Source organism: Shewanella kaireitica (genome assembly GCF_023284045.1).
Taxonomy (GTDB): domain Bacteria; phylum Pseudomonadota; class Gammaproteobacteria; order Enterobacterales; family Shewanellaceae; genus Shewanella; species Shewanella kaireitica.
This window is the reverse complement of record NZ_JAKIKQ010000001.1, coordinates 410,162-428,044: the sequence shown is the minus strand read 5'-3', so window position 1 is coordinate 428,044 and position 17,883 is coordinate 410,162. Positions and strand designations below refer to the sequence as shown.

At 43.4% G+C, this 17,883-nt stretch carries 15 protein-coding genes; 5 read left to right on the top strand and 10 right to left on the bottom strand.

Translation table 11 applies throughout. From position 1 onward, the window contains the following. Positions 1-69: 69 nt before the first annotated feature. The gene (pyrC, locus tag L2730_RS01745) at positions 70-1,107 is read left to right on the top strand and encodes a dihydroorotase (protein ID WP_248973014.1); all 1,038 of its coding nucleotides are present in this window, start codon (positions 70-72) and stop codon (positions 1,105-1,107) included. 215 nt (positions 1,108-1,322) lie between these two features. Then, positions 1,323-1,667, top strand: a complete 345-nt coding sequence (locus L2730_RS01740) for a DUF3718 domain-containing protein (RefSeq protein ID WP_248973013.1) — start codon at positions 1,323-1,325, stop codon at positions 1,665-1,667. Between the two features lie 52 nt (positions 1,668-1,719). On the opposite strand, the gene L2730_RS01735 is transcribed toward L2730_RS01740, so the two are convergent. Then, positions 1,720-2,499: a CLCA_X family protein gene (locus L2730_RS01735; protein WP_248973012.1), complete on the bottom strand. Its 780-nt coding sequence runs from the start codon at positions 2,497-2,499 to the stop codon at positions 1,720-1,722. 151 nt (positions 2,500-2,650) lie between these two features. Between L2730_RS01735 and ppiC the strand changes: the two genes are divergently transcribed. Further along, entirely contained in the window at positions 2,651-2,929 is a 279-nt protein-coding gene (ppiC, locus tag L2730_RS01730) for a peptidylprolyl isomerase PpiC (RefSeq protein ID WP_248973011.1), read from the top strand. Between the two features lie 248 nt (positions 2,930-3,177). Here ppiC and L2730_RS01725 read toward each other — a convergent pair whose 3' ends face one another. The 5 genes from L2730_RS01725 to L2730_RS01705 form a co-directional block, all read right to left on the bottom strand. After that, complete coding sequence (locus tag L2730_RS01725; protein WP_248973010.1) at positions 3,178-5,172, bottom strand: flavohemoglobin expression-modulating QEGLA motif protein; 1,995 nt, start codon at positions 5,170-5,172, stop codon at positions 3,178-3,180. Continuing rightward, a complete protein-coding gene (gshB, locus tag L2730_RS01720; protein WP_248973009.1) occupies positions 5,156-6,193 on the bottom strand; it encodes a glutathione synthase in 1,038 nt (345 codons plus the stop codon). The genes L2730_RS01725 and gshB overlap by 17 nt, the downstream gene beginning before the upstream one ends. Positions 6,194-6,560: 367 nt before the next feature. Continuing rightward, positions 6,561-8,147, bottom strand: coding sequence for a PepSY-associated TM helix domain-containing protein (locus L2730_RS01715; protein ID WP_248973008.1), 1,587 nt, complete (start codon positions 8,145-8,147; stop codon positions 6,561-6,563). Positions 8,148-8,158: 11 nt separating this feature from the next. Then, positions 8,159-8,422, bottom strand: a complete 264-nt coding sequence (locus tag L2730_RS01710) for a hypothetical protein (protein ID WP_020914139.1) — start codon at positions 8,420-8,422, stop codon at positions 8,159-8,161. Beyond that, positions 8,412-8,741 carry a hypothetical protein gene (locus L2730_RS01705; protein ID WP_248973007.1) on the bottom strand — a complete coding sequence of 110 codons (330 nt, stop codon included), beginning with the start codon at positions 8,739-8,741 and terminating at the stop codon, positions 8,412-8,414. Before L2730_RS01705 ends, L2730_RS01710 begins: the two co-directional genes overlap by 11 nt. Positions 8,742-8,878: 137 nt before the next feature. On the opposite strand from L2730_RS01705, the gene L2730_RS01700 reads away from it, so the two are divergent. Beyond that, positions 8,879-11,245, top strand: a complete 2,367-nt coding sequence (locus L2730_RS01700) for a TonB-dependent receptor (protein ID WP_248973006.1) — start codon at positions 8,879-8,881, stop codon at positions 11,243-11,245. A 102-nt stretch (positions 11,246-11,347) separates the two neighbouring features. On the opposite strand, the gene L2730_RS01695 is transcribed toward L2730_RS01700, so the two are convergent. Continuing rightward, on the bottom strand, positions 11,348-11,806 hold the full coding sequence (locus tag L2730_RS01695) for a hypothetical protein (protein ID WP_248973005.1): 459 nt from the start codon (positions 11,804-11,806) through the stop codon (positions 11,348-11,350). A gap of 304 nt (positions 11,807-12,110) precedes the next feature. On the opposite strand from L2730_RS01695, the gene L2730_RS01690 reads away from it, so the two are divergent. Next, positions 12,111-13,640, top strand: a complete 1,530-nt coding sequence (locus tag L2730_RS01690) for a cytochrome-c peroxidase (RefSeq protein ID WP_248973004.1) — start codon at positions 12,111-12,113, stop codon at positions 13,638-13,640. A 62-nt stretch (positions 13,641-13,702) separates the two neighbouring features. Here the strand turns inward: L2730_RS01690 and L2730_RS01685 are convergent, their stop codons facing one another. Genes L2730_RS01685 through ccoN form a run of 3 tightly spaced genes read right to left on the bottom strand, consistent with a single transcriptional unit; the run spans position 13,703 to position 17,883 of the window. Beyond that, the gene (locus tag L2730_RS01685; RefSeq protein WP_248973003.1) at positions 13,703-15,868 is read right to left on the bottom strand and encodes a cytochrome c; all 2,166 of its coding nucleotides are present in this window, start codon (positions 15,866-15,868) and stop codon (positions 13,703-13,705) included. A 1-nt stretch (position 15,869) separates the two neighbouring features. Then, positions 15,870-16,484, bottom strand: a complete 615-nt coding sequence (locus L2730_RS01680) for a cbb3-type cytochrome c oxidase subunit II (RefSeq protein WP_248973002.1) — start codon at positions 16,482-16,484, stop codon at positions 15,870-15,872. Further along, positions 16,474-17,883: a cytochrome-c oxidase, cbb3-type subunit I gene (gene ccoN, locus L2730_RS01675; protein ID WP_248973001.1), complete on the bottom strand. Its 1,410-nt coding sequence runs from the start codon at positions 17,881-17,883 to the stop codon at positions 16,474-16,476. Before ccoN ends, L2730_RS01680 begins: the two co-directional genes overlap by 11 nt.

The window sequence follows — 17,883 nt, the reverse complement described above, 5'->3', positions numbered from 1 at the left end:
ATAATAGCGCTCGAAAAAATAGATAATAAAGCTCCCTAATACTTTGTCGTAAACGCTTAGGAACCCTACATGACGCAGCTAACTATAATTACACCTGACGATTGGCATCTTCATTTCCGTGATGGAGATATGTTGCAAGAGACCGTACCTGCAACCGCAAGATTATTTAATCGCGCTATCGTAATGCCAAACCTTTTACCTCCGGTGACAGATGCCAAGCTCGCAAGTGCATACCGTGAGCGTATTTTAGCTGCTCGTCCAGCAGGTTCTACTTTCGAACCATTAATGACTATTTTTCTAACCAACAACACCACTGAGCAAGACATCATTGATGCTAAAGCTGCCGGCGTTGTTGCCGCGAAGCTTTACCCTGCAGGTGCGACGACCAATTCAGATGCTGCGGTAAAAGCACTTGATGCACTGTTTCCTATTTTTGAAGCCATGGAAAAGCACGGTTTACTGCTTCTCGTTCACGGTGAAGTGACCGAGTCACACATCGATATTTTTGATCGTGAAGCACTCTTTATCGAGCGATACCTTGCCCGTATTGTTAATGCATTCCCTGGTCTCAAAGTGGTGTTTGAACATATCACCACTAAAGATGCGGCAGACTTTGTGATGTCAGCGGCTGATAATGTCGCAGCAACGATTACCCCACAACACCTATTGCTAAACCGAAATGACCTGCTTGTTGGCGGTGTGCGTCCGCACAATTTCTGCCTACCCGTGCTTAAGCGCAGCACTCATCAAGAAGCGCTACGTGCAGCCGTTGCTACTGGCTCAAGCAAGTTCTTCTTAGGTACTGATTCTGCGCCGCACGAAAAGCACCGTAAGGAATCTGCCTGTGGCTGCGCTGGCTGCTACAGTGCATGGAGTGCGTTAGAGCTATATGCGCAAGTTTTTGATGATTTAGGCGCGCTAGATAAACTAGAAGGCTTTGCCAGTACTCATGGCCCTGATTTCTATGGTTTACCGCGCAATACGGGCTCAGTGACACTAGTAAAAGAGACTTGGACGGTGCCATCAGAGATCATTTTGCCAAACGGTAACCCGATAGTGCCATTCTTCGCGGGAGAAGAGGTTAACTGGAAAGTAAAAACAGACTAACTTCCAAAGCATTAAAGTGAAAGCCCGCTGACTGCGGGCTTTTTTATGTTCAATCAAAAGTCACACTCAATAGCGAACTAACTGAAATATACTCACCTAAATACAAGTTAATACTATTGGCGTACAGCCTGCCCTTTTGATATCGGTTTTAATTCCGATATTGCAAACAGCATTTAGTTTGCCTCATTAACTGACGTTAGTATTAGGAGCAAAGTATGAAGAAGGGAATCGCAATTATAGGGTTAGGCTTATCAATATTTACATTTGGTGCATCTGCTGCCATCAGCCCCACAATGGAAAAAAGCCTTATCGCAGTCTGCAAAGCCGCAACCAAAAATAACCTGATTCAGTTCAATCGCACGCTAAAAGCATACCGTATAAACAAAAAGCTGATTTTTCCAAAGTTAGTTTGTAATGGCCAAACATTCCATGACTTTGCCTTGGCTCAAGGTGCTAACAAAGTAGCAAAAAAAATTGCTAACTACACAACTGACGTAGAGCTAAATCAAGCAATAGCAATGAATAAGCTCGACGACAATTATTATTCAGTTACCTTCTAAAGCTGCTTCGCTAAAGGCTGGAATGGCCTTTAGCATCCCCAACACCTCAACTTCACTCCTTTGCCAACGCCCAGCCTAAAGGTTCAAAATACTCAATTAAAGCGCTATAGATTTGTTGTCGATGCTCAATGCTCGGGTAACCACCAGCATCGAAAAGTGATGATTTAAGTGTTTCATCCACCAAGTATGGATTGCTAATCTCCTCGTAGGATTCAATACAAGATTCAAACGCCCGTGCCATTAACTCGGTTGGCTTAGAAAAATACTGCGTGCCATATTGTTTATCTAATGCAATCGCCCGGCTAACATACTCATGTCCATCTTCACCATTGTCGCTGAGCATACTAACTTCAAAGACTCGCTCTAAACGCTGATTAAGAGGATGAACTCTGGGTTTAACATCTGCAATCCAGCTATGACTGGCAAAAGAGATCCCCTGTGGGGCAGTATAAAATGACTTAGCGGCAATATAATGATCAAATGCATGCCAAAACTCATGAGCAAGCGCTCCAGCCCCTGCATTCTTGGCCAAAGCAAGCTCTCGCCTATCGGGTGCATAATGAGCCTGCACACCTTTTTGCCCTCCGCTACCGAACGCTAAATTTAACGTTTCACGCAAACCCAGTGCTTTTGGCGGAAGCTTTAAGATAAAAGCCAAGTCTGCCAAAGAGTCAAAAATAAGGTTCGCCGCCTTGTCACGCTCATCATTTTCAACCCATTTGCCCAAACGTATATGCCCAAGGCCAAATACCTGCTTGATGTCCACAAAACTCACCTGCTCATCAAAGCGATAATCGGGGCCAACACGGCGATAACTGCGATTTTTTAACACTATTAACTTTACTCTTCTAACGGCTGCGCCTTAGGTCTTCCCCCATTATAAAGCAATATGATTATATATCTGCCTGTGTACTGCACTAGCTAACGGTTTAGCTTAAACGGTATAATCAGTACATTAGTTTCAACAAAATAAAGGCCAAAACATGGCAAAGACAGCTGCGGCACTGCACATTTTGGTTAAGCATAAAGAGCTTGCTGAAGATATTATTAAACAATTAAACAAGGGCGCTAAGTTTGATGTGCTAGCAAAGAAGCATTCGAGCTGTCCTTCAGGTAAAAAGGGCGGTCATTTAGGCGAGTTTAAGCGAGGTCAGATGGTGCCACAATTTGATAAAGTCTGCTTTAGCGGCGAGCTGATCACTCCGCACCTAGTCAAAACAAAATTCGGCTGGCATGTGATTAAAGTGCTTTACAGAACATAAATCAGCCAACCAAGTTACTGGCAATGATTACGTTACCAAGGTACTTTACAGAACATAATCATTTAGTGCTTGCATAGACCGAGTAAGGTGACTTACTAGTATCTTGAACATTATCTTTGGATCAAGCACTGCAAACTAAGAGCTTGTTCCAAATATGTCAGTTATGCCGAGAATCTGGAAAATGCTCGAAACATAAAAAACGCCCGACTCCATAATCGAAGTCAGGCGTTTTATATAACAATGCAGCGCTATCGAATGGCAGACACGAGATAGTCTATTACTGCACTTTCTGGCGTCTGGCAATGCTCAAGTGCAAACAAAGGCACTGGTTTCTCCAGCATATTACGCTCCACCATTTCGCTAATAATTGGCAAGTCCAATATCCCTGCTTTACCAACCAATAAATTATCAAGCGGTGAACTCTTGCTTAGGTTCACGATATCTCTAAAGCCTTTTAGATAGAGAAAATCCTTCGTAAAACCGCCACCACGATAGACTCGTGTCGTTAACGTAAATGCCTGCTCTGTTGTTTGTCCATATTGCCGCATCAATGTCTGGAACGTCATCGAGAAATCCCGCTGCGCTAACATTAAATTGACCGCGATAACGCGCATAGCCAACACCTTCAACCTATTGAGGGTTAAATTTCCTGAGCAGTACTCGCTGTAAATAGCCACACCTTCTTGGGTATGAGTATTACCGACTAAACCTAAAGACAAAACTCGCAGCGGTTGGCGTCTTGCATTCATGGTCGTCAGCATATGCACACCTAATTCATGGTAGGCAAATGCGATCAGCTCTTTAGCTGAGAACATGGCATCTTTGTTAATTAACAAACTGCCCTTCTCGTTATCCACCATCGCTTTGGCGACAATGCGCGAAGACTTTTCCACTTTACACTTCAGCCCCCATTCATCCGCCTGCGTTTGAAACGATTTAACCGCATGGTCAGCATCATAGATTGCGGCGTCATCATCACCCTCTATCACGGGGGCGCGCAGCAAAAACTCAGCGTTAGCAATATCATCCTTATCTGGCTGACCGTAATATTTCAGCGAGTTATAAACAAAGTCATCAGTGCCAATCGAACAAAGCAGATCAATTTTGGTTGCTAAGTTATCAATCACATGACGATAAAGCTGTTGAATATCGGCATCCATGACATTTTCAACCGGTAGCTTGTATAGCTGCTCACGGAATTGGTATGGATTAATATTCAACTGCTTATAGTTAAACTCAGGCGTCACAGCACCTTTTTTCGCTAAAAACTTCTTACGTTCGCTGGCGATGTTTATCGGGTTAATATATTTCAGTGTGGCGACATTATTAGCCAACTTAAATAAGCTTTTATCAAGTGACAAAATCTCTGGCGACAGTGTCGATGATAAAAGGTCAACATTACGCACCGACTTACGTTGACCAAAGCGGCGCATAAAGTACGCCGCTGTTTCTGATATAGCCAGCTTAACGCCCGCTTTTAACTCCTCTAATACCAACGGATATAACTCGCCCGTGGTTTCATCCATAAACACTTTCTTGACTTCAACCGGCAACACTAGTGTATTGTCAAAATGGGCATTGACGTGAGCGATTAAATAGCCACGCCCTTGAAACACCTCATCGGTCGCTGCTCGCACTACTAAGTTAGGCAGCTCTATTCTATTAAGCTGCTTTTCAAAGTGATGACAAGTCGCTCCCCACCGCTCAATATCAATCTGGCTAGTGCCAATATTGAATGTCGGCGTATCAGCCTCGATTCGTTGATGATTATAAGAGTGCAGATCAAACACAATACTGTTTTTAAACTGCTGCTCTAACTTTGCTATCAGTGCTGCCAACACATTGTAGAAAGACTGATGTTTTGCATGGCTTTCACCACGCTGCTTTGGTGTTAATGGTTTCTGCCAGACCTGCTTATTCCAAGCTGTTTTGAAATAGGTCGATAACGCTTTTGGGCGGTTCAAGTCATATTCAAAACGTGAGTCATTGCCTATCAGTACAATAGGAAAAGATGACAGTAGCTCATCGGTATAAGGATCTTCCTCATAAAACCGCTCCGGCTTGGTCAGCAAAAAGCTTTTATTCAAATCGTCTCGCAGGCGATGACCATTATGAATCGCCGTACAGACAACAGGCGAATATTCATCAACCTTAACAATATACGATCCGTTATTAACTTCAGCTTGAAAGCACTCGCCTTTATTAATTAATGCTATGCACTCTTTTTCAGTTAATGTGAGCATCGTCAATCGCCTTTCTAAACGCTGTCTTCTTGATGTTTAACGCCTCTTTGGCATTCACAACGCTTTCTACAAAATCAATCACTTTCTTTTGCAGCTTGACGTTATTTAGCTTGTTGATACGCATAATCCCACCGGGGCTTTGCACGTTAACTTCAATCAACTTCTCATTGATGACGTCAATCCCCACAAAGAACAATCCGTCACGCACCAACTTAGGACCAATATGTTTGCAAAGTGCTTTTTCATTTTTGGTCAATGTATGTTTAACCACACTACCACCAGCATGGATATTCGAGCGCACCTCTCCTGATGCAGGAATACGCTTCATGGCGCCAATGGGCTCACCGTTTAACATTAGAATACGTACATCGCCCTCTTCAGCGCCTTCTACATACTCCTGTAAAATAACGTAGTTACCGCCCTTGCCGCTGTTGATGTAAAACTCGAGCAACGAATGGAAGCTCTTTTGAGCTGCTTTTTCGACCAAGATCACACCTTGACCGCCAAAGCCATCAAGCGGCTTCATGATCATCTTGTCGGTCTTAGACTCTCGCAGCACTTCCTCTAAGTACTCAGGTGTCTTTGATACATGCGTCACCGGAATAAACTTATTGTCAGGGTCGTCAAAAGACGCGGTATACAGCTTATTGTTAGCTATTCGTAAACCATCAATATCATTCATAATGAATACGTCATCACGCACCGAATCAAGGAAGTTGAGCGCGATAGTGTCCAATGGCGGATTGGCACGCATAATGATGCTGTCAAACCCAGCCAAGGGTAAACGTAATGTTTTAAACTCCGCCCTCTTATAAAACGAAACGATATTATTAGGCGTTGGCTGCGCTTTACTAAATACACGGCAATAAGCACTGGCTTCAGTGTCGCGCATGGTTAAATTGCTCGTCGTCGCCAGTGCCACAGTGTGGCCACGCGCCACACACTCATGAATGAGACGTAAAGTGGTATCGGTTTCGGGCTCAATATTTTTCCATGGATACATTAGAAATAATATATTCATTGAACTTTCCTATAAAATGGAATGCTCTATCTTTCTTGGGGTCATGAGACTTTGGGAGGTGTAGAGTATTCAAAATAAACAACACAATGACCCAGGTAAAATGACCTAAATCAGACTATGGCATCTATCTATCAATACAAGTTGAACTAGATAAGGCGGCGTAATCTACACCAATTTTTAGGATTGTAAATTAAAATTTTACTGTCGAAGGATAATATTTACTAAAGCATTAAAATCCAATTAATTTACTTCATGTAAATCATAGGCAACCTGTTCAATGTGTTGATATAAAATACGAATAAACAGCAAAAGCGCAGCGTAACACTGCGCTCATGGGGCACCGATGAGCCATTAAAAACAACCCAAGTTATGAGCCTTCAAACACGCCTGTCGAAGCAACATTGTTCGCTTGAAGCCGTTTAAATACATTCAGTTTTTTCACGACCCATAAACCAAGGCAGATAAACAGTAATAAGCCGACTTCTACAGCAAACACCGATTGAAACCCTGATTGCCAAAGTTGTATTAACTGCGCGCCAAATAATATCCAGTCAGCGACCAGCGTCACCGCGAGGATCACGACAGTGGCGAGGATCATCTGTGCCAGATAACGCTTTTTATCGTCGACGATATACGCAAGCACCATGGCAAGCAATAAACTGCCGACAAAGCTATAAACCAGCCAGTCTGCGCGATTTAGCATAGTTGCAGGCAGCACGCGCTCAATAAAGAAAGCCACAGCTGTTGCCAGCACTAAGCCACCACAGCCACCTAGAGTCAGCCCTCGTATAATACTTATGCTTCGCTGCGTAACATTTTGTTGTAAAACACGTTTATCCAGCCACAGCATATTACCAATGACTATCATGGCGCAGATTGCCAACGACAAGATGAAATAGAGAACCCGCACATCAACGCCAGCAAAATCACCAAAATGCAGGGTTGCTATAATCTCTCTACCTTTACGGAATACATTGTAATTACTGATATCGGTTTTATTAAGTAGTTCGCCGGTTTTAACGCGATAGAAAAACTCATCCTTTTGAGAGAAGTTAACTAAGTCATTACCTCTTAGCTGAATAATGGCCGCTTCGTCGCCATAATTATAAAAAATCACATTCCGCAAGTGAAAATCATCTCGTGCCCTTACCTCGTCGATAATCTGGTATGCACCGCTCATGTCGATTGTTTTTTCGATTTGCGGTTCATCGAACAACGTAAACCCAGCATCTTTAAATAGCGTGTCTTGATCGCCTTGATAGATAAACACTACAAAGGCAATTTGATAAATTATCGCTAAATTAAATACCAAGCCGCTGATGGCATACATTAAGGTAAACGGCAGCGTCATCACCCCGACCACATTGTGCAGATCTAACAATTTATCGCGGCGATTTTTATCATGTCGATATAAAAAGAAGTGTTTAAAAAACTTTTTTGCATGAATGAATACGCCAGAAACCAAAGCAAACAAAAAGAACAAACTGATGATACCGACGAGATAGGTTCCTCCTGGTAAATTTAGGTTGTAATGCAGTTGATAGAGAAAGTCACCTAAGAAAAAGTCCTCTTTATCAGCCACACTGACGCCAGTGTTAGGGTCAATTAATAAAGATACAACCTCGCCATGTTCGTCCTCCTTTCCCTCCTCACGAACAAGATCTAGGTACACCTTATAGTAGGGGTCATGCTCTGACGGCATTTGCACCATCAAGTGCTCTTTATAGTCAAAATCATGTTGTGCTAACTTGCTTTCTACAATCTCTTGTAAAGGTAGCTCCTGCTGCACAGCAACCGGGAACTGCGGTAGCACAGCCCACTGTTTCACCTCTTCATAGAAAAGTGTGACAGCTCCAGCCCAAAATATAAGGAACAGCAATGGCGAAATGATGACCCCTATCCAACTATGAGATTCAGTGAGGTTTTTAATTAATTTATTTTGAGGTCTCTTCATTGTTTGAGTATTCATAGCGGAGGTAGAGTCCAGAAAAGTACAGCATTAACGAGCAGCGACAGCATCAACAGCTTGCCACAGGCGACTGCCACTGCTTTACCATTGTTAAAGCTATAGCAATAAACCATGACAGCAACCCAAATAAGAAAGCCCGACAAAAGACCTAGCAGTAATTTGATATCTATAGCTAAAGGGAGCAACAGATAAAGACTCAGCATAATACTCACAGAGAGCAATAAACCACCGAGAAAAGCGATAATAGACTTAGGCCACATGGTTAATGCCCCCTAGTAAAATAATACTTGAAAATAAACCCACACCGAGGGAAAAGACCAACATGCTACGACGGTTAGCATGAGAGGAGATCACCACTAATATCATCCACATCGCCATAATTAATAACAAAGCGATTAACATAGCAACAACCAAACCGTAGTAACTTGTAAAGATACTGACGGCCAAAGCCACGGCGACTACAAAACCAATCCAAACAATGTACTTTGGTAAAGAATAATCAATAAGCCGCTGTTTATTAGAAGATAAATAACTAAAAAAGCAAGCGAACCAAAGCAGTAATGTGCCCACAAAAATCATAAACCCAACCCACAAATTAAATACAAATGATAACGATTTGTATTTATTATCGTAAAAACGTTAGAAAAACTCAAGATGATTGTGATAGCATCCTGCGCCACAGTTAATAGCAATCATTATCATTTGGACGATAAGCCATGGGATCATCTAAGTTAAACCCTATTACCAACGCAATCCGCTTTGGGTTAATTATTCCAGCCTCTTTAACCTGCCTATCTGTCATAGCCGAAGACAGCATCGATACAACAAACATCGAACGCATCATGGTTACTGGGCAGAAAATTGCTCGCTCAGTACAAGAGACGACGACCAGTGTTGCCGTACTAACAGAGAAGCAGATGGAGCAGGAAAATATTAATGATTTTCGTGAAGTGTTAATCAATACCGCTAATGCTCAAGTCACCGGTAATCGCAGCTTTAGTATTCGTGGTATTGATGGTTTTAACGTGTCCGGTGGTGGGAATAGTTTCTTAGCCAGTGTCTACGTGGACGGGGCCCCTTTGCCAGAACGCATGATTTATGGTGGTGGCTTTTCAACTTGGGACGCTAAACAAGTTGAAATATTACGAGGCCCACAATCTACTTTGCAAGGACGTAATGCGTTAGCGGGCGCAGTCATCATGACGACCCAAGCACCAACCCAAGACTGGCAAGGCAAATATCAGTTAACGGTAGGTGAAAATGGTCAAAGAGAGATTGGCGTTGCAATTGGTGGTGGTCTTATCGAAGATGAACTTTCATTTCGTTTTAGTGGCGAAAAAAAAGAGATTGATGGTTATATCGAAAACCTAGTGCGTAATGAAGCTGCCGATTATCGTGAGGACGGCACTTACCGATTAAAGCTGCTATATCAGCCATCGGCAATGCCTGAGTTTTCAGCTCAACTCGGTTATACCCGTGCCAATAGTGAGTATGGTCATACCGCGGTAGAAATTGCCCAAGGTCAAAATCCATTTGAAAACCGCTATGTTTACAATAATGATGAAAGAGCAGAGGCTATCGATGCCGACATACTGGTGTTGGAGCTAAACTATGACTTAAGTGATTATTGGGCACTTGGCTCCTACACCACTTGGTCTAGTGTCGATACACAATTTACTTGGGACTCTGACTTCTTGGCAATCGAGGGAAGTGAATTCCCAGAAGATACCGGCAGCATTTCTAACTATAACAATACTACCGACTCGCTCAGTCAAGAGCTGAGACTTACCTTTGAGTACGATGATTTTAGTGGCATTATTGGTGCGTATTATTTCAATACAGACATCGATGACCACTCTAACGGTTTAAGTAACTTAAAGCTAAACCGCTTAGGGCTGACAAGTGATATTTTACAAGCAAGGTACGGTTTAAGCCAACCTATCGCTGATCTAGTGGTTAACCAATATGCCGAGTTTAACCCCGCTCACACGAGCGCGCTAACGTCATCACAACAGACTGTGTCCAGCTATGCACTGTTTGCTGATGCCGTTTGGAATATAACTGAAAAGTGGGATATTTTTGGCGGTATTCGCTTTGACCATGAAAAACAAGAAACCCAGAATGACGCCCAGTACATCATTTTAAATAAAGATAAAATGCCTGATCCAGCCAGTTATATGGGTACCCCTTATGAAGGTATCGCACCTTTAATCGCCGGTATTAATCAGCAGTTTTATGATTTAGCTGCGAATGCTTCAACAGCCACCCCGCAAATTAATAATGACTTTAATACCATTTTGCCGAAATTAGGCGTGAGCTATCACTGGACTGAAGACTTAATCACCAGTTTTTCTTTCCAAAAGGGCTACCGTTCAGGCGGCGTAGGCATTAATAATGCGCGTGGAGAGGTGTTTGAATATGACCCAGAATATACTGATAACTATGAATTTTCACTGCGTTCAATTTGGTTAGACGGTGACCTAATTGCCAATGCCAACGTGTTTTATGTGGACTGGCGCGATCAACAAGTAAATGTACAGCTTTCACCCAACCGTTATGACAGCGAAACAGTCAATGCGGGTCAATCAACCGTGAAAGGGTTTGAGCTTGAACTGAATTACCAAGTAACTAACGAGCTAGCGCTTTATGCCTCAGTAGGGCAATCAAAGACCGAGTTTACTGAATTTGTAATTTCCATTCCGACTGAAACCACTCCCATTGTGAATGACTTATCGGGTCGTCAATTTACCGCGCCAGAGTGGACAGGTAATGTGGGCGCAACTTACACCGCCGATAATGGTATTTTCGCTAACCTCAATGCCAACTACGCCGACAGTGCGCCAGTTAAGGTCGATCCGTACCGTGAAGGATATAAAGAAGGTGACGCTCTGTTTGATCCATACAACGACAGCCGCACACTGGTGAATATGCAGATAGGCTATGAGTGGCAAAACGTAGGGGTTTACTTACAAGGTAAGAACCTATTTGATGAAGAGTACATAACCAATAAGTTTACTCGTACGCCGGCGTTAGGCGAACCAAGACAGTTTGCTTTGACAGTACGTGGAGAATTTAGCCTTTAATATAATAGTTAGCCTGCAAGATTGATTTAATGGCCAATAAAGCAAACCGTTTCCCCCCAACGACAGGTAAACGGTTTGCTTTAAATTTAATATAGCTAGCCGCTATTTACAGACACACTTAGCAGATTGCTCGCAAGGTGCCGCGGATGCAATAGTGCACATACCACTGCTATTTCCCGTACCGACACACCAAGCATTGCAGTCAAATGTATCAGGGTGCCCCGTATCATTAGCGTGGGCATGAACAACATCTTTACTTGGGTTAGACTCAACCAGCAAGCCATCGGGTAAGCATGCTTCGCCAAACATTCTGCCGTTTGCGACGCCATTTTTATCAGTACCAATATGGCAACCCGCAACACCAGGCGCGACTCCATCACTGTCTTTCCACCAGGTCGTTTTTCCTTCTATCCAATCACTGGGTTTAAAAGCAAATACACCTTTAGCACCCGGCATATCTTTCGCGCCACTTGATGGTGCTGAATCATGATTATCGCCAGCGATAACGTTGACAGCCACCCCCATACACAGCAGCAAGACGACTATTTTTAAGTAATTCATACAAATCCCTTTAGTCCTTTTAGCTCATGCAAAATTGCATATTAGCGGCCAGATAAATTAGGACAACTTCCCAAACAGCAAATCTTTTCGCAGTATAAAACACTGCAATAAAAGCTAGCAGTGGCATGATCTATTATCAAGTTAGATTCATTCAAGCAGCTAAGTCTATTACCTGCCTGTGCGGTGTAATCAAAAGATGCTCTCGCTGCAGCTTTGCGTATCTTTACAAACAGCAGTCACTCGTTGACCTCTAATTATCTATAGTTACAAACGTTAATAACTGGTTAACTTGAGAGTAGATTCTATGAGATTGCATGACACAATAACGCCCCATATTGCTTTAGCAGCATTAACTATCTCTCTCGTAGCTTGTGGAGGAGGTGGAGACAGTACTGACACCACAATTGCAGATCTCGCGCCCATCAGTGCAGTGCCCACAAACACAGCTCCCATATTGACCTTGGCAACCTCTAGTCTAGAGATCGAAAGTTTAAGTACTAGCAGCATAGAATTGATAACGAGCGATGCCGATGGCGATTCACTCTCCCTAAGCCTCAGCAGTCCATCTTTCATCAGCGCCGAAATACAGGGCAGCCAACTACTTATCAATGCTAACGATGTACAAACACAACAACAAGAAAGCCTTATAGTTAGTCTATCGGATGGGCAGGTTAGCGTTGAACAAACCTTGTTAGTCATCATCAGCCCCATAACCCAACAAAGCCTGCTAACACTTCCAGAATCACAGTTTAACTACGCCAATATTGTGTTGCCCCAGCATTACAACGTTAATGCGTTCGCAAATAATTTTCCGTTTCAATCTGCTGCAATCACATCTGATAATACGCCGGACAATAATCCCATCACGGATAATGGAGCCACCTTGGGCAGAGTACTTTTTTACGAAACAAAGTTGAGCCTTAATGATTCAGTATCTTGTGCGTCATGCCATGTACAAGCTGAAGGCTTTTCCGACTCTCGTCGTTTAAGTGTCGGTTTTGACGGAGGAGAGACGCGTCGCCACTCTATGTCGTTAACCAATGCAAGGTTTTATCAAACAGGAAAGTTTTTCTGGGACGAGCGAGCAGAAACATTGGAGCAGCAAGTATTGATGCCGATTCAAGACAGCGTAGAAATGGGCTTAACCTTAACTCAACTGGTCGATGTCATAACGGCTCAACCATATTATGCAGCATTATTTAGCAGTGCCTTTGGCGATGAAACGGTCACGAGTGAAAGAATAAGCTTTGCTTTGGCACAGTTTATTCGATCCATGGTCAGCATTGATGCTAGATATGATCAAGGTCGAGTGACGGTCAATAACCCGCTTGATGACTTTGGCAATTACAGTCTCGATGAGAATGCAGGTAAACGACTATTTATGACGCCAAGGAATGGCATTGCTCCCTGCTCTAGCTGTCACAGCAGTGAGGCATTTATTGGACCTGTTATTGCCGATGATTCGAATGCGACCACCAGTGCCAGCAACAATGGATTAGATGCAAGCTCTGATGCAGATCTTGGCGTGTTTGAATCAACAGGGAGTATGGGCCACAGAGGGAAATTCAAATCTCCATCTCTGAGAAATATTGAGGTTACCGCTCCCTATATGCACGATGGGCGATTCGATACCCTATCGCAAGTGATAGAACATTACAGCAGTGGCATTGCAGCTCACCCTACACTACAAGGCTCACTAAGGGATAGTGACGGTAACCCCGTTCGCTATAATTTCAGTGCTATAGAGCAAGCACAACTGTTGGCATTTTTAGCCACCTTAACCGATGAAAGTTTGTTAACTGATGAAAAATTTAGCGACCCTTTTGTTCGCTAATGCTATGGTGAAACGCATAAAAAAGCCTGCATAGCAGGCTTTTTTATGCAGTCGAAAATTCGCTAATCAATATTGATATCAGTATCTTTATGATCATACATATCTGGAGTGGTGTGCAGGTTGCCCGCAAATCCAGCTTTTTCCAACTGTTGGCGCACCGCCTTGACTTGCGCGGCAGTCACAGGCTCCTCACGGCCACCTAAATATAAGCGTACAAAGCTGATGAGCTTTGCTAACTCGCTATCGGTAAGCACATTCTGAAAGCTGGTCATCGGCATAAAGTTCCGCTCTTCATCCAGATAGGTCGGCGCTAAACCACGGATCGTCACGGCGATAGTATTGAAAGGATCACTGTGCATGATAATGCCATTATTAAGCAGTGTTGGCGCAATCGGATCGCGACCTTTACCATCTTCTCCGTGGCAAGCTCCACAGGTATCAGCGTACATGGCAAACGTTTCAAATTGTTCTGCTGAATATGACTCCGCCACAAACCCCGTAGGTGAAAGCTGCTTTTGGCCATCTGGAATAGTGTTATAAACATCACCAACCAATAAATAGCGTGATATCGCTTCAATATCATCTCGAGTCATCAAGCTGGTGCTATTTTTCACCACATCAGCCATACCAGCAAACGCTGAACCTTTATCAGAGTGCCCAGTGTGCAGAAAATCTGTCAGCGACTCTAAATCCCATCGGTCTTCGTGCAGCTCTTGGGCAGAAATATTAGGGGCATTCCAACCATCAATTATATTACCTTGGAATATTTTTTCAGGGATTAAAGCCTGCGCCAAATTTCGAGGGGTGTGGCATTCTGAGCAATGACCCAGCCCCATCACCCAGTACTTACCCTGCTGCCACTGCTTGAGTTCATGTTCATTCAGCTCTACATGCTCGGGGGCTGCATAAGACAGAGGTTCGGTATCCATGAACACCAGGTTCCAACCTAATAGCCCTTGGCGAATATTGGACGGAAACATCATCTCATTAGGATCATTCTGTCTTGGCACCGCCGTAATCGATTGTAAGTAATTCCATAAATCTTGAGTGTCTTGTTCGGTTAAATACTGATAAGAGGTATAGGGCATTGCTGGATACAGATACCCATGCTTGCCTTTTCCATCAAATAACGCAGCTTTAAACTCTGCATAGTCATTATCACCAATACCTTCACTGAAGTGTGGCGTAATATTGGTTGAATAGATGGTGCCAAAAGGCGTTTTAAATGGCAGCCCACCTGCAAAACGCTCGCCACTTTCTGAGCTATGGCAAGCAACACAGTCACCCGCATTGGCTAAATATTCACCTCGTGCAACTGATTGAGTGTCAAGCGCAGCAAGTTTGGCGTCATAACGAAGCCTTTGCTCGGTAATATAAGCGCCAATAGCCAGTATTTCATTACGACTTAACTGTTCCGCAAAAGCTGGCATCAGGTTATTCAGACCAAATTCGATAGTATGTTTTATCTCCTCAATACTGCCACCATGCAACCAAATATCATCTGATAATACTGGCGCACCTATTTCAATATTGGCAACAGTACCGTCGCCATGGCAGCTTGAACAATATTGCACAAATATCTCTTTACCCAGGTCAATCTTCACTTGTGGCGCATTTAAGTTTCGACGCTGTAGGGAGCCTATGTAGTAAGACATTTTTAGAATTTGATCTTCCGACAAAATATCTTTCCAACCAGGCATTGCACCATGACGTCCCTTTTCAATAGAGTGGATAATATCTTTTTCGGTTCCGCCATAAAGCCATTCATTATCAGTAAGGTTGGGAAAGTGCTTTTGCCCTTGAGCATTGGCGCGATGACATGCTGCGCAATGATTTTGAAATAACAACTCTCCGCTTTTAGTTACTTGGGGATTAGCGGCTAATCCTCCTAGACTGAGATCGCTCAAGGGTGCTATTTGCATATCCAAGTCAGTCGTCGGGGAGCTCAGCGCATCGTCGATCTGCTTCCAGCCCATTAAACCAGCCCAGTTTCCTAGACCTGGATATAAGACTAAGAATCCTGCAGAAATAATAAATGCTATTAGGTAAGCCAGGTAAAAAATGCGTGGCGGAGGTGCATCGTTTTCATCAATACCGTCAAAGCTCTCAATGGTTTTATCTTTATCGGCAGTATGCTCAGTTCGCCAGTATTTAATGACCACCAACGCCATAAATGCGAGAAAGATGAAGATGAATACAATCACCCAGGTGTTCCAGAAAACAGTCATATCAACGCTCCTGATCGCTGGCAGTGTCATTCCCTAAGCTTTGTAAGTAGTGAATCAAAGCTTCTCCTTTTGTCACCCCTTTCACAGCAAGACGCGAACGCTCTATCTCACTCTCAGTGTAAGGCACACCTAACCCCTGTAGGACGCGCATCTTATTCTCAATATCATCGCCTGATAGCACCTGTTTAAATAACCATGGATACGCCGGCATTAAAGACGTTGGAACAACCTGCCTTGGATCAATAAGATGTAATCGTTGCCACTGCGCTGAATATTTCCGTCCCAAATTAGTCAAATCAGGCCCCGTTCTTTTCGACCCCCAAAGGTTAGGAAACTCATAAATATCATCCCCCTCCTTATTCGCTCGACCATCACGTTTTATTTCAGGCTCAATGCCTCGCACCATCTGAGTGTGACAAACATGACAACCTTCGCTTATATAAACATCTCTACCCGCGACTTCTAATGCTGTTAGTGGTTTGGCTAACGACGTCGCTCTAATTTCATCGGTGCGAACAAGGTTAGGTACCACCAGCACCAATACAGAAAAACTGGCAACCACAATAGTTGAAATAATCAGGATAACAACCGAGTGCGTAAAGTCTTTAGTTAGCATCAGCAACTCCCTCCTGCTCTAGCGAAACGGTTTTGTAGAGATTAAATGCCATCAGTAGCAGACCCGTTACAAAACATGCACCGCCAAAGAATCGAACAAATAACCAAGGAGCTTTAAAGTCCATTGCTTCAACAAAGCTGTAGACAAGCGAGCCATTTTCTTGCTGTGCTAACCACATGTAACCTTCACCAATCCCTGCAACCCAAAGCGCAATGGCATAAAGCGCCACACCCACATGGGCTAACCAGAAATGCCATTTGAGCATTCGATTTGACCAAAGCTGAGTCTTACCCCACAAGCGCGGAATAAAGTAATAGAAAGTTGCAATACCCGACATACCAACCCAACCGAGCGCTGCCGAATGTACATGACCAATAATCCATTCGGTGTTATGTGCCACCATGTTAAACCAGCGAATCGCCAGTAACGGCCCTTCAAATGTCGCTAAGCAGTAATAGAGAATTGCCGACATGAAAAACCACATAATGTAATCAGTCTTAAGCTTTTCCTTGTTTTGCAATAAAGTCATCGCACTGTTAAATGCCCCAGCCCAGGAGGGAAGCCAAAGGATGAGTGACATAACAATACCGATATTTTGAACCCATACAGGTACTGATGAGTAAACTAAGTGATGGGTACCCGCCCAAGTATAGAAACCTACTAGGCCCCAAAAATGGATGACGGATAAGCGATATGAATAAATAGGTCTTTCTGACAACTTAGGGATGAAATAGTAGTTCATACCAATGATGCCGGCTGTTAGCAGGAACCCAACGGCATTGTGCCCCCACCACCACTGAACAATGGCATCTTGAGCCCCCGCAAATACAGAATATGATTTCATTAAAGACACAGGCATAGCAAGGTTATTAAGGATGAAGATAAGCGCCACCACAATAATAAAGGCGCCAAAGAACCAATTTGCAACAAAAATATGATTGACTTTTCTTTTTGCTATCGTGCCAAAAAATAGCACTGCGTATAACACCCATACCAGTACAATAAGCAAATCAATTGGCCACTCTAGCTCTGCATATTCTTTACTAGTGGTATATCCCATCGGTAAGGTAACTAAAGCCAAAAACAACACGAGTTGCCATCCCCAAAAAACCATCCAGGACAGGCTTTGATTAAACAGTTTAGTTTGACCAGTTCTTTGCACTATGTAGAGTGAAGTCCCCATCAACATGTTGACCACAAAACCGTAAATCACCCCCGAGGTGTGTAGCGGTCTTAAACGGCCGAACTGGATATACTCAGAATCAAAATTGAGCACTGGCCAATACAGCTGCGCAGCCAGTACGACGCCAATAAACATTCCAGCAATGGACCAAGCCACTGCGGCCACAATAAAGTAACGGACAACTTTTACGTCATAGAGCTCCATGCCTGGTGACAT